The sequence below is a fragment of the Bradyrhizobium sp. CCBAU 65884 genome (genome assembly GCF_028128835.1).
In the GTDB taxonomy this organism is placed as follows: Bacteria; Pseudomonadota; Alphaproteobacteria; order Rhizobiales; family Xanthobacteraceae; genus Bradyrhizobium; species Bradyrhizobium ottawaense.
The window spans coordinates 269,214-294,494 of sequence record NZ_LBJU01000134.1 but is presented as its reverse complement, the minus strand read 5'-3'; the positions used below and the strand labels follow the sequence as shown (position 1 = coordinate 294,494).

The 25,281-nt window shown below is 63.0% G+C and carries 23 protein-coding genes; 16 read left to right on the top strand and 7 right to left on the bottom strand.

Annotated elements, in window-relative coordinates:
* Positions 1-12 precede the first annotated feature (12 nt).
* A complete protein-coding gene (locus XI03_RS39340; RefSeq protein ID WP_271595129.1) occupies positions 13-819 on the top strand; it encodes an enoyl-CoA hydratase/isomerase family protein in 807 nt (268 codons plus the stop codon).
* A 76-nt stretch (positions 820-895) separates the two neighbouring features.
* Positions 896-2,227 carry an MFS transporter gene (locus XI03_RS39335; RefSeq protein ID WP_271595128.1) on the top strand — a complete coding sequence of 444 codons (1,332 nt, stop codon included), beginning with the start codon at positions 896-898 and terminating at the stop codon, positions 2,225-2,227.
* Positions 2,228-2,286: 59 nt separating this feature from the next.
* Here XI03_RS39335 and XI03_RS39330 read toward each other — a convergent pair whose 3' ends face one another.
* Both XI03_RS39330 and XI03_RS39325 read right to left on the bottom strand, forming a co-directional pair.
* Complete coding sequence (locus XI03_RS39330) at positions 2,287-3,021, bottom strand: SDR family NAD(P)-dependent oxidoreductase (RefSeq protein WP_271595127.1); 735 nt, start codon at positions 3,019-3,021, stop codon at positions 2,287-2,289.
* 9 nt (positions 3,022-3,030) lie between these two features.
* Positions 3,031-4,071, bottom strand: coding sequence for a LacI family DNA-binding transcriptional regulator (locus tag XI03_RS39325; protein ID WP_271595126.1), 1,041 nt, complete (start codon positions 4,069-4,071; stop codon positions 3,031-3,033).
* 168 nt (positions 4,072-4,239) lie between these two features.
* Between XI03_RS39325 and XI03_RS39320 the strand changes: the two genes are divergently transcribed.
* From XI03_RS39320 to XI03_RS39285, 8 genes are all read left to right on the top strand, one after another.
* On the top strand, positions 4,240-5,541 hold the full coding sequence (locus XI03_RS39320; protein ID WP_271595125.1) for an ABC transporter substrate-binding protein: 1,302 nt from the start codon (positions 4,240-4,242) through the stop codon (positions 5,539-5,541).
* 61 nt (positions 5,542-5,602) lie between these two features.
* Positions 5,603-6,490, top strand: coding sequence for a carbohydrate ABC transporter permease (locus tag XI03_RS39315; protein WP_271595124.1), 888 nt, complete (start codon positions 5,603-5,605; stop codon positions 6,488-6,490).
* 4 nt (positions 6,491-6,494) lie between these two features.
* The gene (locus tag XI03_RS39310) at positions 6,495-7,322 is read left to right on the top strand and encodes a carbohydrate ABC transporter permease (RefSeq protein ID WP_028143591.1); all 828 of its coding nucleotides are present in this window, start codon (positions 6,495-6,497) and stop codon (positions 7,320-7,322) included.
* 7 nt (positions 7,323-7,329) lie between these two features.
* Positions 7,330-8,334, top strand: coding sequence for a zinc-dependent alcohol dehydrogenase family protein (locus XI03_RS39305; protein ID WP_271595123.1), 1,005 nt, complete (start codon positions 7,330-7,332; stop codon positions 8,332-8,334).
* Positions 8,335-8,339: 5 nt separating this feature from the next.
* Positions 8,340-9,413 carry an ABC transporter ATP-binding protein gene (locus tag XI03_RS39300; RefSeq protein ID WP_028143593.1) on the top strand — a complete coding sequence of 358 codons (1,074 nt, stop codon included), beginning with the start codon at positions 8,340-8,342 and terminating at the stop codon, positions 9,411-9,413.
* Positions 9,414-9,457: 44 nt separating this feature from the next.
* Positions 9,458-10,369 carry a sugar kinase gene (locus XI03_RS39295; protein WP_244611280.1) on the top strand — a complete coding sequence of 304 codons (912 nt, stop codon included), beginning with the start codon at positions 9,458-9,460 and terminating at the stop codon, positions 10,367-10,369.
* Positions 10,294-11,403, top strand: coding sequence for a tagatose 1,6-diphosphate aldolase (locus XI03_RS39290; protein WP_271595122.1), 1,110 nt, complete (start codon positions 10,294-10,296; stop codon positions 11,401-11,403). Before XI03_RS39295 ends, XI03_RS39290 begins: the two co-directional genes overlap by 76 nt.
* 48 nt (positions 11,404-11,451) lie before the next feature.
* Entirely contained in the window at positions 11,452-12,579 is a 1,128-nt protein-coding gene (locus XI03_RS39285; protein WP_271595121.1) for a mandelate racemase/muconate lactonizing enzyme family protein, read from the top strand.
* Positions 12,580-12,599: 20 nt separating this feature from the next.
* On the opposite strand, the gene XI03_RS39280 is transcribed toward XI03_RS39285, so the two are convergent.
* From XI03_RS39280 to XI03_RS39260, 5 genes are all read right to left on the bottom strand, one after another.
* Entirely contained in the window at positions 12,600-13,472 is an 873-nt protein-coding gene (locus tag XI03_RS39280; protein ID WP_271595120.1) for an ABC transporter ATP-binding protein, read from the bottom strand.
* The gene (locus XI03_RS39275) at positions 13,469-14,365 is read right to left on the bottom strand and encodes an ABC transporter permease (RefSeq protein WP_271595119.1); all 897 of its coding nucleotides are present in this window, start codon (positions 14,363-14,365) and stop codon (positions 13,469-13,471) included. Before XI03_RS39275 ends, XI03_RS39280 begins: the two co-directional genes overlap by 4 nt.
* Positions 14,362-15,783 (bottom strand): ABC transporter substrate-binding protein, encoded by a 1,422-nt coding sequence (locus XI03_RS39270; RefSeq protein ID WP_271595118.1) that lies wholly within the window; start codon positions 15,781-15,783, stop codon positions 14,362-14,364. Before XI03_RS39270 ends, XI03_RS39275 begins: the two co-directional genes overlap by 4 nt.
* A 181-nt stretch (positions 15,784-15,964) precedes the next feature.
* On the bottom strand, positions 15,965-16,741 hold the full coding sequence (locus XI03_RS39265; protein WP_095426564.1) for a Crp/Fnr family transcriptional regulator: 777 nt from the start codon (positions 16,739-16,741) through the stop codon (positions 15,965-15,967).
* A gap of 188 nt (positions 16,742-16,929) precedes the next feature.
* Positions 16,930-17,226: a gamma-butyrobetaine hydroxylase-like domain-containing protein gene (locus XI03_RS39260; protein WP_028143601.1), complete on the bottom strand. Its 297-nt coding sequence runs from the start codon at positions 17,224-17,226 to the stop codon at positions 16,930-16,932.
* 190 nt (positions 17,227-17,416) lie between these two features.
* Between XI03_RS39260 and XI03_RS39255 the strand changes: the two genes are divergently transcribed.
* The 6 genes from XI03_RS39255 to XI03_RS39230 all read left to right on the top strand — a co-directional run bounded on the left by XI03_RS39255 (position 17,417) and on the right by XI03_RS39230 (position 25,265).
* Complete coding sequence (locus XI03_RS39255) at positions 17,417-18,190, top strand: ferredoxin--NADP reductase (protein WP_271595117.1); 774 nt, start codon at positions 17,417-17,419, stop codon at positions 18,188-18,190.
* A 104-nt stretch (positions 18,191-18,294) separates the two neighbouring features.
* A complete protein-coding gene (locus XI03_RS39250) occupies positions 18,295-20,037 on the top strand; it encodes a fumarate reductase/succinate dehydrogenase flavoprotein subunit (RefSeq protein WP_271595116.1) in 1,743 nt (580 codons plus the stop codon).
* Between the two features lie 32 nt (positions 20,038-20,069).
* Positions 20,070-20,303 (top strand): 4Fe-4S dicluster domain-containing protein, encoded by a 234-nt coding sequence (locus XI03_RS39245; RefSeq protein WP_007593252.1) that lies wholly within the window; start codon positions 20,070-20,072, stop codon positions 20,301-20,303.
* A gap of 2 nt (positions 20,304-20,305) precedes the next feature.
* The gene (locus XI03_RS39240; RefSeq protein ID WP_271595115.1) at positions 20,306-21,283 is read left to right on the top strand and encodes a HEAT repeat domain-containing protein; all 978 of its coding nucleotides are present in this window, start codon (positions 20,306-20,308) and stop codon (positions 21,281-21,283) included.
* Positions 21,284-22,149: 866 nt separating this feature from the next.
* On the top strand, positions 22,150-23,349 hold the full coding sequence (locus tag XI03_RS39235; RefSeq protein WP_038948946.1) for an ABC transporter substrate-binding protein: 1,200 nt from the start codon (positions 22,150-22,152) through the stop codon (positions 23,347-23,349).
* 113 nt (positions 23,350-23,462) lie between these two features.
* Positions 23,463-25,265 (top strand): AMP-binding protein, encoded by a 1,803-nt coding sequence (locus tag XI03_RS39230; protein WP_271595114.1) that lies wholly within the window; start codon positions 23,463-23,465, stop codon positions 25,263-25,265.
* Positions 25,266-25,281: the final 16 nt, after the last annotated feature.

Here is a 25,281-nt window from a genome sequence, read left to right as displayed (position 1 = left end):
AAGGAAGCGAAAATGCCGTCACCCTATACGTTTGCCGATCCTCGGCTTGCCAAGCTCGACGGGTTCAAGGTCGAGATCGATGAGGCGCATGAGCGCGCGGACATCATCCTGGGACGCCCGCCCTACAACGTCGTGGCGATGCCGCAGCGCGACCAGCTCCGGCTGACCTTCGAGACTCTGGACGAGGATCCGCGCGTGCGCATCATCGTGCTGCGCGGGGAGGGCGAGCATTTCTCGAGCGGCGGGAACATCGGAGGCTTCATGGAAGCGAGCCCCGAGCACGTCTCCAAGCTCGCCTGGAACATCGCCGCGCCGGCGCGTTGCGCCAAGCCTGTTATCGTCGCCAATCGCGGCTATTGTTTCGGCGTTGGCTTCGAGCTGTCGCTGGCTTGCGACTTCCGTATCGCCTCGGAGACCACGCAGTACGCGCTGCCCGAGCAGAAGCTCGGCCAGATCCCGGGTTCCGGCGGGTCGGCGCGGCTGCAGAAGATGGTCGGCATCACTCGCACCAAGGACATCGTGATGCGCTCCAAGCGCATCTCGGCGAAGCAGGCGATGGAGTGGGGCATCGCCACCGAATGCGTGCCCGATTCCGAACTGGAGAAGGCGACCGACAAGCTTGTCGACGAGCTCCGCAGCTTCTCGCCGCTGGCGCAGCGTACCGCCAAGAAGCTGCTCAACGACACCGAGGATTCGACGCTCGCGATCGCCATCGAGCTCGAGGGGCACTGCTACAGCCGCCTGCGACAGTCGGAAGACTTCAAGGAAGGCGTCGAGGCCTTCAACGCCAAGCGTCCGCCGAAATTCGTCGGCCGTTGATACGCGACGCAACAAGCTGCCGCGGTTCGCAATGGCGCGGACCGCGGCCCTATTCAAACGGGGAGGGTAAAACAAGATGGCTGAGATGGATATGCCGGTGGCCGGTGCACGGGCATCGACGGATAACAACCAGATGGTCAATGCGATCATCGCGTCAGTGCTCGGATGGGCACTCGACCTGTTCGACTTGTTCATTCTGCTCTATGTAGCGCCGGTGGTCGGCGCGCTGTTCTTTCCGTCGAGCAATGCGGCGCTGTCGCTCGCCGCGGTCTACGGTTCGTTCGCCGTTACGCTGCTGATGCGGCCGCTCGGTTCGGCGGTGTTCGGGCACTACGCCGACGTGCACGGCCGCAAGCAGGCCATGCTGATCGCCATCATCGGCGTCGGCATCAGCACGGCCGCGTTCGGCCTGCTGCCGACCATCGCGCAGGTCGGCGTGATCGCTCCCATCGTGTTCCTGATCCTGCGCCTGGTGCAAGGCGTGTTCGTCGGTGGTGTCGTGGCCTCGACCCACACGATCGGCACGGAATCGGTGCCGCCGCATTGGCGCGGGGCGATGTCGGGCCTGGTCGGCGGCGGCGGCGCCGGCATTGGCGCGCTGCTGGCGTCCTTCATCTTCCTGATCACGTCCTCGGTATTCCCCGGAGATGCCTTTGCCGTGTGGGGCTGGCGCTTCATGTTCTTCTCAGGGCTGCTGAGCTCTCTGCTCGGCTGGTTCATCTTCCGGAACCTCGAAGAGTCCCCGTACTTCAAGGAGCTCAAGCGCCAGCAGGGCAATAAGCAGGCAAAGGTCTCGAAGGCGCCGGTCAAGGACGTATTGTCCCGCGAGTATCGCGGCGTCCTGCTGATCAACCTGCTCATTACCTTCGGCGGCGGCGCCGGTTATTATCTGACCTCGGGGTACCTGCCGAGCTTCCTGAAAGTCATCAACGCGGTTCCGAACCAGACCTCCTCGCTGATCCTGATGGGCGCCAGCGTCTCGGCGTTCTTCGCCGCGGTGCTGGTCGGCGCGCTGAGCGATCTCATCGGCCGCAAGAAGACGTTCCTGCTGATCGGGGTCCTGGCGGCGGTGCTGTTGCCGCTGTGCTATCTGAATCTTGCCACGACCAAGGACACCACGCAGATTACGCTCTATGCGCTTGCCATCGCCTTCATCGGCAATGCCGGTTATGCGCCGGTGCTGATCTTCCTGAACGAACGGTTCCCCACGGCGCTTCGCGCCAGCGGCACCGGCCTGTCCTGGAATATCGGCTTTGCGCTGGGCGGAATGATGCCGACCTTCGTCTCGCTGGTGAGCGGCAGCCCCGCACAGATTCCGATGTCGCTGGCTTACTTTGCAGTCGGCGTGTTCGTGATCTATTTGATCGGCGCGGTCGTGATCCCCGAGACCAAGGGCAACTTCCGCTGAGCTAGATGGCGCGGCTGCACCTGCAGCCGCGCCATCTTGCGAACGTGTGACAGCTGCCGCTAGCCCGCAAGAAACCCGCCATCCACCGCGACCACCGTTCCGGTCGCGTATTGCGAGGCTGGCATGCAGAGAAAGGCGACGGCACCGGCGATGTCCTCGGGCTGGCCCCAGCGCTTGAACGCGGTGCGGTCGGCGATGCGTTCATAATGGGCGCGGTCGGTACGGCCGGCGGCATTGATCGCGGTTTCGACATAACCGGGCGCGACGGCGTTGACGCGGATGCCGTCTTCGGCCCACGCCAGGGCCAGCGCCTTGGTCAGCATCACGACGCCGCCCTTGCTGGCGCAATAGGCCGGAATCCGCGGCAGGGCCAGGGTTGCATTCATCGAGGCGATGTTGACGATCGAGCCCTTCATCTTCGCCAGCTGCGGGCGGAACGCCATGCAGGTTCGGAAAGTGCCCGTGAGATTGACGTCGAGCACTTTCATGAAGGTCTCGATTTCGTATTCCTTGTCCCGTGCCAGGATGCCGGCGCAATTGATCAGCGCATCGACGCGTTCGTGCCGCCCGGCGAGTGACGCGACGGCTTGATCGCTCGTGACATCGACAGTCGTGAGCGCAAGTCCGGCGCGCGGCTTGAGCAGGGAGCGTGCGAGATCGGCGTCATTGACGCCTGTGGCGGTCACCGTCGCCCCGAGGTCGCAGAACTGGTTGCTGATCGCGGCGCCGATGTCGCCGGCGCCGCCGATCACGACGGCATGAAAACCGGAGGTGAGAGAAAAGCTGGTACTCATCGGAGGATCTCACTTCAGGATTGCGGGAGGCGGAGCCGTCGATTCCCGGACCACCAGCGAGAAGTCGATCTCACGATGCATGATGGTCTGCTCACCGGCGAGGCTGCGCACCAGATATTCTCCGGCACGCTGCCAGGTCTCGTCGGTCGGGACGTGGATCGTCGTCAGGCTCGGTCGCAAATGGCGGCTCCAGTCGAGGTCGTCGAAGCCGACGACCGACAGATCACGCGGCACCGAAAAGCCGCTGCGCTCCGCTTCCAACAGGACGCCGTAGGCAATGACGTCGTTGCCGCAGACCACTGCCGTCGGGCGATTCTTGAGGTTGAGGAGATGGCGGGCCGCCTCGCGCGCGTCGTCCAAGGTATAGGGCACCTCGACATGCCATTCCGGAGGCAGCTCCAGGCCGTTCTCCGCGAGCGCGCGGCGAAAGCCGGCGACGCGGGCGCCGGCGCGGTCGTTGTTGCGCTGGAGGGCGGAAACGATTCCGATCCGGCGATGGCCGAGCTCGATGACATGCCCGGCCGCCCGATGGGCAGCGGCCTCGTTGTTCGTGCCGACGCAAGGGTAGGGCCGGTCGGGCTGATAGATCCCGACATTGATGAAAGGCACCGCATTGTCCGCGAGTAGCTTGCGCAACCCCTCGTGATGGCAGTCGCCCCGCAGCACGAGGCCATCGACGCCGCGGCCGATCAAGTTGCGGGCCTGTTGCAGCTCGACGTCGAGATCGTATCCGCTCGTGGTGAGAAACAGCATGTAGCCCACCGAGGACAGGTATCTTTGCAGTGAGGCGATGCCGCGCGCGAACATCGTGTTGTCGATCGTCGGCACGATCGCGCCAAGCGTACGCGATCGCCGCGATGACAGAATGCGGGCCGGCGCATGCGGGATGTAACCGACGGCTTCGATTGCCTGCGCAATGCGTGCGCGCAGGGACGGGCTCACTGCATCGGGATTGTTGAGCGCACGCGAGACCGATGCCGTCGACACGCCGGCTCGTGCCGCGACGGCGCGGATGCCTTGCTTCGTCAATTTGGCGGGCGGTCGATTCATGATGTAACGTTACAATACCGGATCGTGAACGCGGCAAGAAGAATATCTGCAATATTGCCGCACAAAAGATAGATTGTCTATCGCTTGACAGAGGTGAGATGGCGCTTAGGATGTAACCGTTTTCAGAAAGCGCCGACAGCATAAAGCGGCCAGCGGGAGGAGAGTTCGATGAAGGCCAGGATGCTCGCGACGAGCGTCGCGTTGCCCGTTCTTGCGATTGCCGCCGTGAGCGCGCAGGCGCGCGCGGCCGAATTCGACTGGATGAAGTTCAAGGGCAAGACCGTCACCTTTCTCGCCAACAACAATCCGGTTTCGCAGGCGCTGCTCACCTATAAGGCCGATTTCGAGAAGCTGACCGGCATGACCCTGAAGGTCGACGGCTATCAGGAACAGCAGATGCGCCAGCGTCTGGTCACCGTCATGAATGCGAACAGCGACGAGGTCGATGTGTTCATGACGCTGCCCTCGCGCGAAGGCGAGCAGTTCGCCGCTGCCGGCTGGTACGGCGATCTCACCGCGATGGCCAAGAACGAGGTCGCCAAGGACTACGATCCGGCGGGGTTGAGCCAGGCCCTGCTGAAGGCCGCGACGTTCGGCGGCAAGCTGACCAGCATGCCGATGAACATCGAGGGCCCGATTTTCTATTACCGCACCGATATCTTCAAGAAGTGCGGCCTCGAGGCGCCGAAGACCATCAAGGACGTCGAGGCTGCCGCCGAGAAGATCAAGACTTGCGACAGCACGGTGACGCCGTTCGTCTCGCGTGGCCTCAAGCCTGCGATCGCCTACACCTTCAGCAACATGCTGCACAATATCGGCGGCGCGTATATCGCGAGCGGCAAGTCGAGCCTGTGCTCGACCAAGGGCAAGGAGGCGCTCGACACCTATAGCCGGCTGCTGCGTGACTTCGGACCGCCCGGCGTCGTCAACTACAGCTTCCAGCAGATTTCGGCGCTGTATCGCGGCGGCCGCGCGGCGATGGCGTTCGAATCCTCCAATGAACTGCGCACGGTGATGGAAGGCGGCGCGCGCCTGAAGGACACCGGCCTGTTGCCGTTCCCGGCCGGCGAGGCCGGCCAGGTGCCGACCACGATCGGCTGGGGCATGGCGGTGTCCTCACACAGCAAGCAGCCTGATGCGGCCTGGTACTTCGTGCAGTGGGCAACGAGCCCCGAGGTGCAGAAGAAGATGGCCCTACAGGGTATTGCCCCGCCGCGTCCGTCCGTCGCCAAGGACCCCGAATATCGCAAGTGGATCGACGAGGAGCCAGTGCGCAAGGAATGGCAGGCCGCACTCGACGTGCTCGCCACCAAGGGCTCGTCCGAAGTCGGCTATCCCATCGTCGCCAATCCCCAATCGCGCGAGTTCATTGGTCAGGCGGTGCAGGATTTGATCCTGAAGCAAAAGACCGTCGATCAGGCTTGCGCGGACGCCGACAAGGCGCTGGACGCGCTGATCGCGCTGAACTGACCGCCCGGTGCCGGCTGGTTTCGCGCCGGCCGGCACCTAACTCGATCGAGGACAGGAATACATGTCTGACACGGCTGCGACACTCACGCAGGACCGGCAGAAGCTGGAAATGGCGGCGCTCTCGGCGCCGGCCGTGATCTTCACGGTCGCGATGATCGCATTTCCGGTCGTCTATACGATCTGGCTCGGCTTCCAGACCTTCTCTTCGACCGGCAAGCAGTCCTTTGCCGACCTTGCCAATTACACGAAGCTGATGTCCGACGTCGAGTTCTGGCATGGGTTGTGGATCACCATTGCGCTGTTCGTGCTCTCGCTGGTGCTGCAACTCGTCTTCGGCGTCTGGCTTGCGTTGGTGCTGTTTCATGCCAAGCGCCTTCCTGGGATCGTGCGATCGCTGTTCATCTCGCCGTTCATGATGCCGCCGGTGGTCGCCGGCATGATGTGGCTTGTGATCCTCGATCCGTCGCTGGGCGCGGCCAACTACATCCTGCAATCGTTCGGCCTGCCGCCGTCGGACTGGCTGGCCTCGCCGACATGGGTCATTCCGACGGTCGCGCTGATCGATAGCTGGCAGTGGACGCCGTACGTCGCCCTGATCGTGCTCGGCGGCCTGCAATCTCTGCCGCCGAGCGTCTACGAGGCCGCGCAGATCGATGGCGCATCTGCGTTCAAGACCTTCCAGCGCATCACGCTGCCGCTGCTGCTGCCGACCATCGTCACTGCAGCCATCCTGCGCAGCGTCGATCTCCTGCGCTTCTTCGACATCATCTACATCACGACCCAGGGCGGGCCCGGCAACGCCTCGAATACGCTCAATATCTACGGCTTCCGGGTCGGCTTCGAATTCTTCAACATCGGCTACGCCAGCGCGTTGATGCTGACGCTGACCGCGATCGTGTTCGGCGCCGTGCTCGCCTTCAACCGCCTGCGCGGCGCGGTGGCGTGGTGATCTCATGACCGACGCAGTCAACACCGACCGCTGGATACGCTGGCTCAACCTGGTGCAGCTCGTGCTGGCCGGCGTTATCATCATGACGCCAACGGTCTGGATGGTGCTGGCCTCCTTCAAGCCGTCCTTCGAGGTGACGGCCTATCCGCCGACACTGATCTTCACGCCGACGCTGGACAATTATGTCGAGCTGACCAAGACGACGCCGTTCCTGAGCTATGCCCTCAACAGCCTGATCGTCACCGTCGGCTCGACCGCGCTTGGGCTCCTGTTCGGAATTCCGGCCGCGTTCGCCGTCTCCTGGACGCGTATTTCGTGGCCGGCGATCCTGACGCTCGCGGCGCGCATGGCACCGGGAACGCTGTTCCTGCTGCCGTGGTATGTCATGTTCCGGCAGGTCGGCATGATCGGGTCGTACACGGCGCTGATCCTCAGCCACGCGGTGATCACGCTTCCGATCGTGATCTGGGTCTTGCTGCCGTCGTTTGACGGCATCCCGCGCAGCGTGTTCGAGGCGGCGCAGGTCGATGGATGCAGCGTCACCCGCATCCTCTGGCGCATCGCGCTGCCGCTGGTGGCGTCCGGCATCGCCGTCTCGGCCATACTGGCCTTCGTATTCTCGTGGAACTACTTCCTGTTTGCGCTGGTGCTTTCCAATGGCGACACCAAGACGCTGATCGCGGCTGCATTCAATTTCATCGGCGAAGGCTCGACGCAATGGGGCGCCCTGATGGCCGCGGCGACGCTGATCGCATTGCCGCCGCTGGTACTGGCAGCTCTGGTTCAGCGTTGGCTGGTGTCCGGGCTGACGCTCGGCGCGGTGAAAGGTTAGGTATCTGATGAACGTAACGCCACGTCCGAACGCGATCATGCAGGCTGCGGTGTTCCATGGTCACGAACGCATCACCATCGAGCCGGTACGGATGCCCGACGTTGGGGCAGGCGAGGTGCTGGTGCGGGTCTCGCGCACCGCGCTGTGCGGCTCGGACTTCAAGCTCTGGCACAAAGGCGCCGAGTTCACCGCCGGCCACGAGATTTTTGGCGTCGTCGAGCAGCCCGGCCATCGCCTGCATGGCCGCCGCTGCGCCGTCTATATCCCGTTGCACTGTGACCACTGTGCGGCCTGCAAGCGCGGCGACACCCAGATGTGCCTGGAGGTCTCGAGCCTGATCGGCTGGAACAGGCCGGGCGGCTACGCCGAATACGTGCCGGTGCCGGAGAATTGCCTGCTGCCGGTGCCCGACGATATCGAGGACAGCCTCGCGCCGCTCTTGCTCGACACTATCGGCACCTCCGGCCACGCCGTGCGGTTCGTCAGTCGCGTAGTACAGCCGGACGAGGCAGGTGCGGTCCTCGTGATGGGAGCGGGGCCTATCGGTCTCGGCGTCGTGCTGGCGCTCCGTAGTCTCGGCTATGACGACATCCACGTGGCCGATCCGAACGCTGCACGCTTGAATATCGCCCGATCGTTCGGCGTGAAACCGCATCCGGTCGGCGACACGTCGAAACGGTTCGCCCTCATCATGGAATGCTCCGGCGCGCACGCGGCGCGCAACCTCGGTATCGAGCTCGTCCTGCCGCGCGGGGCGCTGGTGCTGGTCGGCGAGAACGTCGCGCCCTGGACCATCGAGGAAGGCAAGGTGTTCCGCCGCAAGGATTTCTACATGATCCGGACCTTCTACTTCCCGGTTTCGGATTTCGAGCCGAACATCGAACTACTGCGCAGGTACAAGGACGAATACCGCGTTCTCGTCGACGGCGAGTTCGGCCTGTCCGCTTTGCCCGAGAATTTCGCCCGCTTCGCCAAGGGCGAGTTGATCAAGCCTGTACTGGCGCTGGACTAAGCGATATGGCCTCGATCTCGATCCGCAACCTTACCAAACGCTACGGCAATTTCACTGTGATCCCCGATCTCAACCTGGAGATTGCGGACCACGAATTCGTGGTTTTCGTCGGCCCGTCCGGTTGCGGAAAGTCGACTTTGCTCCGGATCATCGCAGGCCTCGAGCCGATTTCCTCCGGCGACCTCTACATCGGCGATACGCGCGTCAACGGCGTGCAGGCGGCGCAGCGCGACATCGCGATGGTGTTCCAGGATTACGCGCTCTATCCGCACATGCGGGTTTACGACAACATGTCCTTTGCGCTGGAGCTGCGGGGAACGCCGAAGGCGGAGATCGACGCGCGGGTGAAGCGCGCGGCGTCGCTGCTGCACATCGAGCCGTATCTCGACCGCAAGCCGAAGGAGCTCTCCGGCGGCCAGCGCCAGCGCGTCGCCATGGGGCGTGCGATCGTGCGCAATCCAAAAGCCTTCCTGTTCGATGAGCCGCTCTCGAATCTCGACGCCAAGCTGCGCGGGCAGGTGCGCGCCGAGATCAAGGCGCTGTCGCAGGAGCTCAAGACCACCATGGTCTTCGTGACGCATGACCAGATCGAGGCCATGACCATGGCCGACCGCATCGTGGTGCTTCAGAGCGGCACGATCCAGCAATACGACACGCCTGAGGCGGTCTACGAGCGGCCGGCCAACCAGTTCGTGGCCGGCTTCATCGGCTCGCCAGCCATGAATTTCTTTCCGGTCGAATGGCGACAGGAGCGTGCGATCCTTTCGCAAGGCGGAACGGTGGTGCCGCTGGGCGAGGAGACGGCAAACGGGCTGCGGCGGGCCGGCAGCGCTGTGCTTGGCATTCGTCCCGAACATTTTGCCGTTGCCACCGATGCCGCCGACGGCATTGCAGTGAACGTCAAGCTCGTTGAGCCGCTCGGCTCGGACACGCTGATCCATTTCGATCTCGCCGGCGCGGCATCCATCGCGCGGGTCGATCCGTCGCTACGACCGAAGGTCGGTGATCGCCTCAGCCTCCGCCCGCAACCCGGCCGGACGCATCTGTTCGACGCCGCAGACGGGCGGGTCTTGCGGTGAACCCGCCGGCGAACATTGGAAATCCGTCGGCGCTGGCAGAGCTCGTGTCCAAGGCGGATCGCGTGCAGGTGATTTGCCTCGGGCTGTCGGCGCTCGACCAGATCTGGCGCGTCGACCGGCTCTTTGCAGGCAGAAGCGAGAAGATCAAGGCCGCCGGCTACGGGACCCTCGGCGGCGGCATGGCCGCCAACGCCGCGGTTACGGTTGCAAGGCTCGGCGCGGCGGTCGCGTTCTGGGGCCGGGCAGGCAATGATGCCGCCGGCCAGGAGATGCGGTCCGCCTTCGGCGCCGAGGGCATCGATGTCGAGAATTTCCGGCTGTTTCCCGATGGCCGCTCGTCGGTCTCCGGGATCATCGTCGACAGCTCGGGCGAACGGCAGATCGTCAATTTCCGCGGTCTCTATCCGGAAGCAGCCGACTGGCTGCCGTTGGAGACGGTTGCCCGCGCATCCTCGGTGCTGGCAGATCCGCGCTGGGTCGAGGGGGCGGCAACGTTGTTCCGCGAAGCCCGCGCGCGCGGGATCCCGACGGTGCTCGACGGCGACATGGCCGATGCCGAGGTGTTCGAGCGGCTGTTGCCCCTGACTGACCACGCAATCTTCTCCGAGCCCGCGCTCACGGCTTTTGGCGGCTCGGCCAAGGATGAAACCCTCGCCGCGCTCGCCCGCTTCGGGTGTCGCATCATCGCCGTGACGCGCGGTGGCGAGGGTGTGAGCTGGTACGAGAACGGCCGCCTGCACCGGCAGGCGGCCTTCGCGGTCGATGTGGTCGACACCACGGGCGCCGGCGACGTCTTCCATGGCGCCTATGCCCTCGCGGTCGGTGCCGGCCTCGACGTGCGCGACGCGATGGCGTTTTCCGCCGCGGCGGCCGCAATGAAATGCCGCCACGCAGGCGGACGCAACGGAATCCCCACCATCAACGAGTGTCTTGCATTCATGAGGACGAAGCCATGAGAACGATTGGAAAGAACCGCGGCCTGGCGCGTCTGGCCGACGCGGACGGTCATTTTCGCATGGTCGCGCTGGATCAGCGGCCGCCGCTGTTTGACGCTATTGCGAAAGCAAAGGGGATTACGCGGGACCAGGTCGAGTATTCCGACGTGACGGCAGCAAAGCGTCTGCTCGTCGAGAACCTCGCGCCACATTGCAGCTCGATGCTGTTCGATCCGAATTTCGCGGTGCCCGCGGCCATCGATCTTCTGCCGCCGCGTTGCGGTCTCATCATGACCCTTGAAGAGCACCGGGTGGATGAGACATCGGGCGGACGCAAGTCGCGGGCGATCACCGATTGGAGCGTTGAGAAGATCCGCGCCATGGGCGGCGACGCCGTCAAGGTGCTGGCGTGGTACCGGCCGGACGCCGATGCTGCGGTCAACGAGCATCAGAAGCGGTTCGTTCGCGAGATCGGGCAGGATTGCGCCCGTCACGACATTCCCTACGTCCTGGAGCTGTTGGTCTATCCGTTCCTCGGCAGCGCCAATCACACCGCTGACTACGTGGAGTCGCCCGAAAAACTTCCAGGTCTGGTCATCGAGAGCGTGCGCGAGTTCGCCAAGCCGGAATATGGCGTCGACCTTCTGAAGCTGGAGAGCCCGCTGGCGGCCAACAATCTGCCTGCCCGGGATGGCGGCGCCGAGGCGAAAGCCGCGCAGACGGAGTTCGATGCGATCGGCGACATCTGCCGCGCGCGCAGCATCCCCTGGGTGCTGCTCTCCGGCGGTGCTGCGCCGGAGAAATTCGAACGAGTACTCGACTTTGCCTATGCCGCGGGCGCGGGCGGGTTTTTGGCGGGCCGCACGATCTGGCTCGATGCCGTCTTGAAGCATTTCCCGGACCGCGCGGCGGTTTCCGCCAGCCTGCGCAAGGATGGCCTTGGTGTGCTCGAACGGCTCAACGAGTTGACAAAGGCCAAGGGAACGCCGTGGAGGGCGCGCTTTCCCGTATTCACTGATATCAAGCGGGAAGGGGACTTCGCGCGCGCGTATTGAGCTGATGGCCGTTCCGCGTGGTCTGATCTCGATCGCAGGATCTGCAACATGACGTCTGACAGCTTCACCATCCGCTCGATCGAAGCGCTCTGCTATCGCTATCCGTTGGCGACGCCGGTGGTGACGTCGTTCGGCCGCATGCTCAACCGCCCCGCCGTCTTCATTCGCGCCGTCGATGAAGATGGCGTCGAGGGATGGGGCGAGGCCTGGTCGAATTTTCCCGCGCCCGGTGCGGAGCATCGTGCGCGACTCTTGAACGAGGTGCTCGCGCCCGGTCTCGTCGGGCGCAAATTCGACGGTCCGGCTCAAGCCTTCGAGAGCCTGACGAGGGGCACCGAAGTGCTGGCGCTGCAATGCGGCGAACCCGGTCCGTTTGCGCAGGCGATCGCGGGCATCGATCTCGCGCTATGGGACCTCTCGGCGCGCCGTCGGCGCTTGCCGCTCTGGCGGCTGCTCGGGGGGCACGGCAGTACGATCAAGGTCTATGCCAGCGGCATCAATCCCGGCGGAGCCACGCAGACGGCCGAAGCCGCACTCGAGCGAGGTCATCGCGCGTTGAAGTTGAAGGTCGGATTCGGCGCCGACATCGACCTCGCCAACCTCGCGGCTCTGCGCCAGATCGTCGGCGCGGGCATGCTAGCGGCGGATGCCAATCAGGGCTGGTCGGTCGAACAGGCGCTTCAGATGCTGGAGCGGCTTGGCGGGTTCGATCTGCGTTGGCTGGAAGAGCCTATCCGCGCCGATCGGCCACGCGAAGAATGGCTAAGACTGCGGGCAGGCGCGGACATGCCGATTGCGGCCGGCGAGAACATCTCGAGCGCCGAAGGCTTCAGGCAGGTGTTGACCGAGGACGTGCTCGGCGTGGTTCAGCCGGACATCGCGAAGTGGGGCGGGCTCACGGTCTGTGTCGGACTGGCGCGTGACATCCTCGACGCGCGCAAGACGTTTTGCCCGCACTATCTCGGCGGCGGCGTTGGACTGCTTGCCTCGGCTCATCTGCTTGCCGGCATCGGAGGGGATGGCTGGCTGGAGGTCGACGCCAACGACAATCCGTTGCGCGATTTGTTTTGCGGCTCCCTGGTCGACGTGCGCGAAGGCACGGTTCAGCTGAGTGACGACCCGGGGCTCGGAACAGTGCCGGATCTTTCAGCTATCGAGCGCTATCGCAGCATCTAGATCGGTGCGGGGGGCTTCGCCTAAAGTACCTCGGCCAAAGATTGGCCATGCAGCTCGATGTTCAATCCGCGCATGCCGAGGTCGTTGATCTCGCCGCCCATCGCCTTCAGGCTCTCCTCGCGGATAAGGGACATCAGCCCGCGGCGCAGCGCCAAAAATTCCGAGGACATCATCATGGATTGCTGTCGCGGCCGTTCCAGCGGAATTGGGATCTCCGCCTTGATCGAGCCGGGGCGCGCGGTCATGCAGTAGACCCGGTCGGACAGGAAGATCGCCTCGTCGATGTCGTGGGTGACGAACAGCACCGAGATCTTCAGCCGTTGCCACATGTTGGTGAGGATCTGCTGCATGATGACGCGGGTCTGGGCGTCGAGTGCACCGAAGGGCTCGTCCAGTAGCAGCACTTTCGGCCCCGTGGCGAGCGCGCGGACGATGCCGACGCGCTGCTTCATGCCGCCGGAGAGCTTTTCCGGATAGTGCTTCTCGAAGGCCTCCAGGCCCGCCAGCCCGAGCAGCGTCCGGGCGGCGCGCTCACGCTGCGAGCGAGGCATGCCGCGCATCTTCAGCCCGAACTCGACGTTCTCCCGCACCGTCTTCCAGGGGAACAGCGAATATTGCTGGAACACCATGCCGCGCTCGGCACTGGGTCCGCTCACACGCTCGCCGTCGACGGTGACAATACCGGTGGTCGGCTTGAGGAAGCCCGCGACCGCATTGAGCAGCGTCGATTTTCCGCAGCCGGAGGGCCCGACGATCGAGACGAACTCGCCCGGCTTCACATGGATCTGCGTATCGGTGACCGCCTGGACCGGTCCCTCGATGCTGTCATAGCTGAGGGAGAAGCTCCTGACGTCGATATGGCCTTGCGGTGCCTTGGCGGGGATCTCGCTCATTTTGCTCTCCACGGCATCACCAATTGTCCGGCGCCCCGGATCAGCAGGCTCGATCCCAGGCCGAGAACGCCGATTGCGATCATGCCGAGCGCGATGTCGGAGTACTGGACCAGCGAATAGGCCTCCCAGGTGAAGTAGCCGATGCCGTACTGGCCGGAGATCATCTCGGCCGCGATCAGCGAGACCCATGCTACGCCCATGCCGACCGTGAGGCCGGTGAAGATGTGCGGCAGCGATGCCGGAAAATACACCTCCCGGAAGATCGAGCGCTCCCGCGCGCCGAGGCACTGTGCTGCGCGCACCAGCACGGGATCGACCAGCGTCATGCCGTGAAGTGTATTCACCAGGATCGGGAAGAACGAGCCGAGGAAGGTGATGTAGACGATGCTCTGCTCGTTGGTCGGCCACAGCATGATCGCCATCGGCACCCAGGCGATTGCCGGGATCGGTCGCAGCACTTCGGCGACCGGGAAGATGATCTCATGGACGAGCTTGAAGCGGCCCATCACGAGACCGAGCGGCACCCCGACGATGGCTGCAAGGGAGAAGCCGACGAGGATGCGCCGGCAGCTCAAGACGATGTGCATCAGGAATTTGGGATCGTGGATCGCCTTGGTGAAACTGGCATAGACCGCGAGCGGCGAGGGCACATTGGTGAATCGCACGAAGAACACGACGCGATAGGTCGTGAGCAGGTGCCAGACCAGCAGGAATGCCAGCAGCGAGGTGATGCCGATCGCGATCGCGCGCAGGCCGCCGCGGTTCAGTCGATACCAGCGCAGCGCGAGCGTTCCGAAGGAGGGCGGGGTGGCGACGGGCTCCACGCCCGTCTCTGCAATGGCTGTTGCCGGCATGCTGTCCTCGGGATGTCTGAGGATGGCGGGACTACTCACGTCTTGCCTCCGCCGACCGCCGCCTTCACCGCGTCGTCGAAGCCCAGCACCTTGCCGCCGTTCCTGGCGGCATAGGCTTCGGCGTCCTTCTTCAGCAGGAACGGCGCGACGTCGCCATCGCCGACGGCGAAGAAGGCCTGGTCGGCGAACAGCTTGATGCCGCGCGTGGTGTCGAAGACGTAGGCGACGTTGATCTTCTTGCCCTTGGCCTTGAAGTCGGCATAGGCCCCCAGGGTGCACGCCGCGGACGCAAACGGCATGATGCCGGCATCATCCACCCAGACCTCACCGGCCTTGCGCGGATCGGTGATCGGCTTCTTGCAGAAGGTGTCTTCGCCGGCGATCTCGTAATTCTTGGTGCTCGCGAGCTGCGCGTCGTAATCGAGCTTCATCTCGGCATAGGCTTTGCGGATATGGCCATCGTCGACCCATTTTTTCGGATCGAATTCCTTCATCCGGCCGAGATTTTGCAGAACCTTGACGTCGGCGGTGGCGGCGTCGATCAATGCCGGCTTGACCGTGGGATCGGTGGTCATGTTGCCGCTGGGCCCCAGGAAGATGTACACCACTTCCTTGCTGATGCCGGTCCATTCCTGGATCTTCTCCGCGGCCAGCTTGGGATCGTCGCGCAGCCACTGATTGGCGGCAATGACCGCCTTCAGATAGGCGGTGACGACCTCCGGGTATTTATCGGCGAAATCGGTGCGGACCACGATGCCGTGGAAGGTCGGTACGTTGGTCTCGACGCCGTCAAAGATCTTCCGCGCGAAGCCGCGGAACGGCAGCAGCTCGGCGAAGGGAACGAAGTCGGCATGCGCGTCGATCTTCTTTTCCTGGAGATTGGTCGAGCCGACCTCCGGGCTCTGGCTGACGAGCTGGAAGAAGTCGGACGTGTAGCCACGGTCCTGCATCGCCTTGAGCACCATGCCATGGGCGGCGGAGCCGAACGGTACACTGACGAGCTTGCCCTTGAGATCAGCGAGATCGTAATAGGGCGAGTCCTTGTGAACGACGATGCCGTTGCCGGAGCCGGACAGGCTGTAGGCGGCGATACCGATCAGGCGGCTCTTGCTTTCGGGGTTACTTTCGAAGGTGAAGCCGTTCACGATCAGCGGATAGTCGCCCATCATGCCGATCTGCAGCTTGTTCGCCATCATCGCGTTGGTGACGGGGGGGCCGGAGGTGAAGTTCTGCCACTCCAGCTCGAACTTGATGTTGCTGTATTTGCCGTCCTTCGGCAGATATTTTTCGAGCAGGTGCAATTGGCGGATGACGACACCGGCGGTCACCGTGTTGGTTGTCGTATCCTGCGTTCCGATGCCAAGCGTGACGGTTTCCGCCGAGGCCGGCTGCGCGACCAGAAGGGCCAGCGACGTCACCGACGTCGCGATCGAGAGCGTGGAAAGACGGCGGACCATTCTCATCCTCATTCGGTTGGATGTGCTGTGGTTGCCATGATTGGGTGAGGGCCCGGACAGGGCAAATCCGGAATGAGCGCTGCAGTCGATTAGTTGCCGGGAAAAGCTGATTGCATACTCCTTGAGCAGTTCTGCACTATAAAGCCGCTTGCCTGAGCAGGGGCGATGGTCGCAAATTCGGTCAATCGGATGCGTGGCCGCGCATCTCCTCCAGCACGTCCGTCCGGCAGACCACGATCTGTGACCGCCTGGTTTGCACGATTCCCTTCTCCTGCATCCGCTTCAGGCTGATCGTGACCCATTGCCTGGTGGCACCGACCATGTGCGCGATGTCGGCATGGGTAAAGGCGGCCGCGATCACCCTGCCATCGGCGTCCTCAACACCATAGAGCTCGACGAGATGCAGCAGCAAATGCGAAAGGCGCTGCGTGATCGAGCGCGTTCCCAGCATCTGGGCGAGAGCCGAATAGCATTTGCCCTTGAACGTCAGGCCTTCGATCAGGCCGATCGCGAGGTTCGGGATCTCGACGGCAAGGGATCGCAGCTCCTTTCCGGGAAGGTGCACGACGCTGCAATTGCTGGACGCAACACCGGACCATTGATGCACGGTGCCCTCGAACACTTCCGGCCCGCCGACGAAATTGCCGACATGCCAATAGGCCAGCGTGATCTCGCGCCCAAGTGGGGAGGTGTAGAACACCCGGATACGGCCGCTCTCGATCAGCCAGATGCCGTCATGCTTGCCCCCCTGGCTGAACAGCGTCTGGCCGCGGTTGAGCACTTTTCGGCGGCCTTGCTTCAGCACCTGCTCCCGCTCGCGCGGGGAGAGCTTATCCATCAGCGGCGGGGGCCCGCCGATCCATTGCTGGTTCTCGGTGAGCAGCAGCGAGGAGCTGCCTGCAGGCCGGACTGCCGGGGGAACAGCCCCGCGCACCGCATTCGCCGCCTGCAACATCATCTGCCTCCGGAACGTTCAAATCGTTCTAAAGAGGAGCAATGTCCGTGCCAGATGGGAAAGCGCAAACTTCCTGCGTCATTCCGGGATGCGCGCAAAGCGCGCAGGCCCGGAATCCATAGCCACGAGCGGGGGTTATGGATTCCGGGCTCGCCCTTCGGGCGCCCCGGAATGACGTGTGTGGATGCGGGTCAGCGCCCCGCCAGGCTCAGCAAATACGTCTTCGGGTAAATCCCCCTGTTATGTCCGTCCGAGAACGAGATGTTCAGCCCATAGCCGAGATCGCCGATCTCGGTGATGGCGATGCCGGGAAAGTGTTCGGGGAAACGGCCGTCGAAGCGGGCACGGATGCAGTGGGCGCATTTGCAGGAGAGGCGAAGTTTTTCGGCAGGGACGCTCAGCGCGTCGTCCAGCGTGGTGCGGACGAGGAGCATCGCCAGATCGGCGCTCGCTTCGTAGTCGGCCACGGTCGGTACTACCAAGGTCATGGTCATGACGTATCTCCGACCCTCTTCTACGGCGTCGCAGACGAGTGCGAATAGCAACTAGTTGCCAACGCCGGCCGCTCTCCGATCATCGCCCGCGAAATGTGAAACTAATCGACCGGGAGTTTCACTTCCGCGTTGCCGGATGCCCGTCTCTCCGAAACCTTGTGCGCGATCGAGGCACGGAGACGAGATGAGCGCATTTCAGAAAGAGACGGTTCTGTCGGTCCGGCACTGGACCGAGTCCCTGTTCAGCTTCACCGCGACGCGCGATCCCGGCTTTCGCTTCCAGAACGGCCAGTTCGCCATGATCGGGCTGGAGGTCGAGGGCAAGCCCTTGATGCGGGCCTACAGCATGGCGAGTGCCAATCACGAGGAAGCGCTCGAGTTCTTCTCGATCAAGGTGCAGGACGGTCCGCTGACCTCGCGCCTCCAGAAGATCAGCGAAGGCGACATCATCCTGGTCGGCCGCAAGGCGACGGGGACGTTGATCACCGGCAACCTCATTCCGGGAAAGCGCCTCCTGCTGCTTTCGACCGGCACGGGGCTCGCGCCGTTCGCCAGCCTGATCAAGGACCCCGACGTCTACGAGAACTACGAGACGATCGTGCTCGCCCATGGCTGCCGCCAAGTCTCTGAGCTCGCCTATGGCGAGCACGTGGTCGAAGGCCTCCGCAATCACGAATTCTTCGGACCGCTGATCCGCGACAAGCTCGTCTACTATCCGACCGTCACCCGAGAGCCGTTCAGGAATCGTGGCCGCATCACCGATCTGATCGCCTCGGGCCAGCTCTTCGACGATATCGGGCAGGGCAGCCTCGATATCGAGACCGACCGCATCATGCTCTGCGGCAGCCCGGCGATGCTGGAGGAACTGCCCGCAATGTTCTCCGCGCGTGGCCTCGCCGAGGGAAACCACAGCCAGCCCGGGCATTTCGTGATCGAAAAGGCGTTCGTCGAGCGCTGAGGCGCAAATCGCGTCCCGTCGACAACTAATTGCTATCGCCGCGACGCCCTCTGAACAAATCTGATGCAAAGGCGCCGGAAATGCCGGCGAACCAGGAGCAAGCGATGGCACTAGATCAGATCGTCGACGGACTTTCGGAGGTTTCCTGCGATGTGCTGGTCATCGGCGGCGGCACAGCCGGCCCGATGGCTGCACTGAAGGCGAAGCTGAAGAATCCGAAGGCCAATGTCGTCCTGCTCGAAAAGGCCAACGTCAAGCGCTCCGGCGCGATCTCGATGGGCATGGACGGCTTGAATAATGCCGTCATCCCCGGCTATGCGACACCGGAGCAGTACACCAAGGAAATCACCATCGCCAATGACGGCATCGTCGACCAGAAGGCGGTCTATAAGTACGCGCAGAACTGCTACGGCATCATCGAAGAGCTCGACAGCTTCGGCATCCGCTTCCTGAAGAACGAGAACGGCGACTACGCCGTCAAGAAGGTGCATCATATCGGCACCTACGTGCTGCCGATGCCGAACGGCGAGACAGTGAAAAAGGCGCTCTACCGCCAGCTCCGGCGCGCCCGAATCCTGATCTCCAATCGCTACATGGCGACGCGACTGCTCAAGTCGGCAGATGGGCGCATCGCTGGCGCGGTCAGCGTCAATACGCGTACCGCAGAGATGCTGGTGATCAAGGCCAAGGCCGTCATCCTGTGCATGGGCGCGGCCGGCCGCCTGGGTCTGCCGACCTCCGGCTACATGTTCGGAACCTACGAGAATGCTGCCAATTCCGGCGATGGCTATTCGATGGCCTATCACGCCGGCGCCGCGCTTGCGAACCTCGAATGCTACCAGATCAATCCGCTGATCAAGGATTACAACGGTCCCGCCTGCGCCTATGTCGCCGGTCCCTTCGGCGCCTTTACCGCCAACAACGAGGGATCGCGCTTTATCGAATGTGACTACTGGTCCGGACAGATGATGCTCGAATTCTACAACGAGCTGCTGTCGGGTAAGGGCCCGGTGTTCCTCCAGCTCAAGCATCTCCACCCGGATACGATCTCGGAAATCGAATCAACGCTGCACAAGGTGGAGCGGCCGACGCGTGGCCTGTTCCAGCAGGGACGCGGGGTCGATTACCGCAACGATTCGATCGAGATGCACATCTCCGAGATAGGCTTTTGCTCCGGCCATAGCGCCTCCGGCGTGTTCGTCGACGACAATGCGCGCACCACCGTGCCCGGCCTCTACGCCGCCGGCGACATGGCGAGCGTGCCGCATAATTACATGCTCGGCGCCTTCACCAACGGCGCGGTGGCCGGCATCGACGCGATGGAGTTCGCCGACAGCCACGACTTCGCGGAGTTCGATGCCGCCGACGTGGCCAGGGAGCGCGACCGCGTGATGGCGCCGACCAGGCGCGAGGACGGCATTCCGCCGAACCAGGTCGAGTACAAGACGCGGCGCCTCGTCAACGACTATCTCCAGCCGCCGAAGGTCACGCGCAAATACGAGCTCGGCATGCGCCGCCTCGCCGAGGCGCGGCAAGACATGCAGGAGCATATGATCGCACGTAACGCACACGAGCTGCTCCGCGCCCTTGAAGTGCAGTCGATCATGGACTGCGCCGACATGGCGATACATGCCTCTTTGTATCGCGAGGAGAGCCGCTGGGGCCTCTATCACTGGCGCACGGATTTCCCGGAGAAGGACAACGAGAACTGGTTCTGCCACACCCTGCTGAGCAAACAGAACGGCAGGATGACCAGTGAGAAGCGCGCGGTCGAACCCTATGTCGTCCCGATCGCGGACGACGAGAAGGACCTCTACGACAAGCAGCGCATCCGCGCGACCGCCTGATCCATCGAACGACAAGCAACAGGAGATCTACGATGCCTCTCGCGTCCTATCAGACGTCGGTCCCGGTGGTCGTCGACGACGCCAAATGCATCGCCGACAAGGGCTGCACCGTCTGCGTCGACGTCTGCCCGCTCGACGTGCTCCGCATCAGCGACATGACCAACAAGGCCTACATGGCCTATGACGAGTGCTGGTACTGCATGCCCTGCGAGGCCGATTGCCCGACCGGCGCCGTCACCGTGAACATTCCCTATCTCTTGAGGTAGTCATGTCGAGTCCGTTCGAATCCTATGACGATCTCGAAGACGCCGACGAGCGGTTGCAAGCCGCAGATCCGGCCGAGCGGCGCGTCGCCATCATTGCGCTCGGCCATTCCGGCGATCCGGTTGCGGTCGCGCATCTCGCCAACATGGTGTCAGATCCCGACGCGGGCGTGCGCCAGCAGGTCGCGATGGCGCTCGGCGAGTTCGACGGGCGGGAAGCGGCGAATGCACTGGTCAAGCTGCTCGTCGATCCCGAGCGGATCGTGGCGTCGGCCGCAGCCGACAGTTTGGCCGAATTCAAGGACCCCGCTTGCGCCGAAATCATCCTGCCGCTGGTCAAGCATGCCCACGCCTTCGTCCGCATGGGCGCGCTGCGCGCGCTCAAGGAGTTGCGCCGCAAAGACACGCTGAAGCCTGCGCTGGAAGCGCTCCAGGATGGCGACGCGGCCGTCCGCGTGCAGGCGATCGGCGTCATCGGTTTCCTGAAGCTCGAAGAGTCGATCCCGGCGCTCACCGCGCTGATCCATGATCCCGACGCCCATGTGCGCCGCGCCGCGGTGAGCGCGCTCGCCTTCTCCCAGATGAAGCCAGCGGCCGAGACGATCACCCGCGCACTCAAGGATGCGGACTGGATGGTCCGGGAGATGGCAGCCGAGACGCTCGGGCTCAACGTCAACGGCTCGCTCGCCGCCGATCAGCTTATCGTCTCACTTGCCGACGGGTTTTGGCAGGTTCGGCTCAAGGCGATCCGCAGCCTCGGCAAGATGAAGGTCGAGCGCGCCCTGCGTCCGATCGGCAACTGCATCAACCATGAGCAGGCCAATTTGCGGAAGGAGGCGGCTGCCGCGCTCGGCGAGATCGCCGCCCCCGAAGGCGAGGCATACCTCGTGGTGATCGCCAACGATCCCGATCCTGACGTGCGCAAGAACGCGCGCTGGGCGCTACAGCAGATCGCCGCACGAAAGGGGAAGGCGGGGCCGTAGGGCGGAAAGGGCCGGTACAGCTTTATTGTACCGTTGTGCCAGGTGGCGACCTTCATGTCTTGCTCTCGCGCAACGCGGCTTTCAGAACCTTGCCGTTTGCATTGCGTGGTGGCGGTGTCATGCGCAGTGAGACTGTTTCCGGCACCTTGTAGTCTGACAATCGCTCCGCGCAGCGCGGATTGGCGAGCGACCCCATCTTGGAATCAGGGTCGCTGCCGTCCGACCTTGAACGTCTTGGCGCCATCCACGAACTTGGACCCGTAGCGTGCGTGTCGCGAGATCACGGGCGGCGTCGCCTGCGCCCGGAACGTCTTGAAGACCCTGGAATTCTCCCCTCTCAGTGAAGCGTGCTCCCGCTTTGACGTTCCTTTGTCTATGGCCTGAGCCCTTCAATCGAGCGCCGCGCATCTAAGCGGATCGCTGGCCTGCTGGCCGGGCGTGTTGCAGCGCAGCCCTCGGTGCCATTTTACGGTTCACCTCCGATCATCTCGTAAGTTCAATAACAGAATGAACAGGTCTTGTATTGTGACGCGCGATATCCGGGGCCGAAAGGGGCGTCTCCGCGCCTGGAATCGGTATCAGCCTCTACCCCTGCCGCTGTCGAATTATGCGTACAACTCTTCGCAAAATCGCAAGCGCTTCGTCCTTTGTCAGGGGTGATGCATCTAAGCGCTTGACGAGTTCAAAAAAAGAACGGTAGGTTCGAGGAATGAGGCGGCCGATCCAAGAGCCGCAACGGTTGACGCGCTTGGCCATCGACGCTTGGCGAGCGCGCTCGATCTCGCACGGCATGACGCCTGGCGAGTCGTAGAGACGCATAAGAATTGAACGGCGCACCCGAAGAGTGCGCATCAGGGAGGATGCCGATGTTGCCGAGATGGAAGAGTCTTGCCGTTCTGCTCGTGCTGTTGGGCAGCCCGGCATTCGCGGCCGACGAGCCCGGGGTTACGGCGACGGAAATCAAGATTGGCGGGGTGTTTCCGTTCAGCGGACCGGCTTCATCGATCGGTCTCGTGGGCAAGGGGCTGATCGCCTACATTCAGTCCCTGAATGATCGCGGCGGCATCAGCGGGCGCAAGATCAATTACGTCGCCTATGACGATGCCTATAGCCCGCCCAAGGCGGTGGAGCAGGTTCGCAAGCTCGTTGAGAGCGATGAAGTTGCATTCATGTTCGGCCAGCTCGGCACTCCCGCCATTTCGGCAACGTCAAAATACCTGAAGTCGAAAGGGGTGCCCAGCATCGCGATCGTCAGCGGATCGTCCAAGTTCACCGACGTCGCCAGTTACCCGCTGATCACAACAGGTCTCGTCAGCTACGATACCGAGGGAAAGATCTACGCAAAATACCTCACGAAGGCTCTGCCGAACGCCAAATATGCGATCCTCTACCAGAATGACGACCTCGGAAAAGACTACGTCAACGCCTTCAAGGCGTTTCTCGGTAAGGACTACGATCGCAGGGTCGTCACCGCGTCCTATGAGGTCACTGAACCGACCGTCGATTCGCAGATCACCAACCTGAAGAGCTCCGGTGCGGATGCCCTGATGATCGCGGGCACGCCGAAATTCGCTGCGCAGGCGATCCGGCAGGCCTCTTTGATCGGCTGGAAGGCGACCGTCATCATCAACTTTCCGTCCGGCTCGGTTGGAGGCACGCTCACGCCGGCCGGCCTCGACAAGTCGACTGGCGTGATCGTCGGCACCATCAACAAGGATGTCGTGGATCCGAAGTGGAAAGACGATCCCGGCATGCAGGCCTATCGGGCGTTTATCGACAAATATCTGCCCGGCGTCGATATCACCAACGGCAGCTATCTCACCGGTTATCAGCAGGGCATCCTGCTGGAACAGATCTTGAAGCAATGCGGCGATGACCTGTCCCGCAAGAACATCCTGGCGCAGGCCAAGAACCTCCGGGACTTCGTCGTCCCGACCGCACTGCCGGGCATCAAGATCAACACCAGCGAAACCGAGAACATGATCTGGACGCAGATGCGCCTGCAGCGATGGACCGGCTCGACTTGGGAAGCCTTCGGAGAAGTGCTGGACGCCAGGTCCGAATGAGCACGTAACAGGCGAGAGGCGAGCGGCATTGACGACGTGCCGGCGCCGGCGTCCTGCGCGACACGAGCGCAACGGCTGCGATCGCCATTCCGGTACTTCAGGAGATCAATTCGATGTCGACGAAGGCACTGACGTTTGCGCCGCGCGAGGTTTCAATCGAGCGCCGACCAGATGGCGCGCTCATATTGAGCTCACCCCTCGAGTGGAAGCCGTGTGACTGGCGTATCACGGACTTTCTGCCGAGCTGGGCAAGCACCACCCCGGACCGGATATTCCTCGCGCAGCGCAATGCGAAGGGTGGGTGGGACGAGATCACCTACAGCGAGGCATGGTCTCAGGTCCAGGCGGTAGGCCAAAGTCTGCTTGATCTGGGCGCAAAGCCAGCGGACAGGCTGGCCATCCTCTCCGGAAACTCGATCGAGAACGCCGTGGTTTCGTTTGCGGCGATGTCTATCGGCGTCATCCTGGCCTCGATATCGCCAAACTACACGCTGATGCCCGGTGGACTTGCTCGTCTCAAGGACATCGCCGAAGTGCTGCGCCCGAGCTTCGTGTTCGTCCAAAGCGGACGTGAGTTTTCCGCAGGCCGTACCATTCCGGAATTGGCGGCCGCGACCTGGATCAGTGTCGATGGCGCGCCGGACACGGTGCCCTTCCGTACCCTCACAGCCAAAACCGCGTGCGACGGATTTGCCGAGGCATCTCGTGCGGTCTCGTGCGACGCGGTCGCCAAGATACTCTTCACGTCGGGTTCGACAGGCTTTCCGAAAGGCGTGCTCAACACCCACCGCATGATGGCAAGCTCCCTGCAAATGGGTAGCCAGCTCGTGTCTCCTCCGGCTGCGCCAGTCCAGGTGGAGTGGCTGCCTTGGCACCACACGATGGGCAGCAACGTCATTCTTCACGGCATCCTCAAGAACGGCGGGACGCTCTATATCGACGACGGCCGTCCGCTGCCGCAGCTCTTTCATAAGACTGTCGCCAATCTCAAGGAAGTGTCGCCGACCGCCATGTTCAACGTGCCTGCCGGCTATAACCTGCTGTGTGACGCGGTCGAGAAGGATCTCGATCTGGGCGCCAGTGTCTTCAAGCGGATGGACCGAATGAGTTATGCCGGCGCTGCAATTTCAAAGGACACGCTGGAGAAGCTCTATCGCTTGACACTCTCGGTGACCGGCCGGCGAATTCCGGTCATGTCGGGTTACGGTACGACCGAAACCGCCCCGACCATCAGTACGACCCATTGGGCGACAGATCGACCCGGCGAGATCGGTCTTCCCGCGCCGGGACTGCGGCTCAAGCTCATTCCGGTCTCGGATACTTACGAGGTCAGGGTCAAGGGACCCAACGTCACGCCGGGTTATCTCGGGCGGCCGGATTTGACGGAAATGGCCTTCGACGAGGAAGGCTTCTATCGCATCGGCGATACTGTCTCGTTTCTGGATCCGCAGAAGCCTGAGCTCGGGCTGCGCTTTACCGGACGAATTTCCGAGAACTTCAAGCTTGCGAATGGGACCTGGGTCTCGATCGGCAATATGCGCGCGGCAATCCTGGCCGCAACGCGCGGTGTCTTGCTCGACATGGTGGTCGCGGGCGAAAATCGTGAGGCGTGCGCGCTGCTCTGCTGGTTGAATCCCACGGAGGCCGCACGGATCTCGAAAACTCCGGGTGCGGATTTGACCGCGGATCCCGCCGTGGTCGGGTTCCTGCTGGGTCGCTTTCGGGACTACAATGAGACCGTCGGAAGCAGCGAACGGATCTGCTCCTTCGTTCTGCTGAAAGACCCGCCATCAATGGCGGCAGGAGAGATCACCGACAAGGCCTATGTCAACCAACGCGCGGTGCTGAAAGTTCGATCCGAACAGGTTGAGCGTCTCTACACCCACGAAGCTGGCGCCGATGTGATCCGGGTCTGAGAGCGAGCCTGTCCCG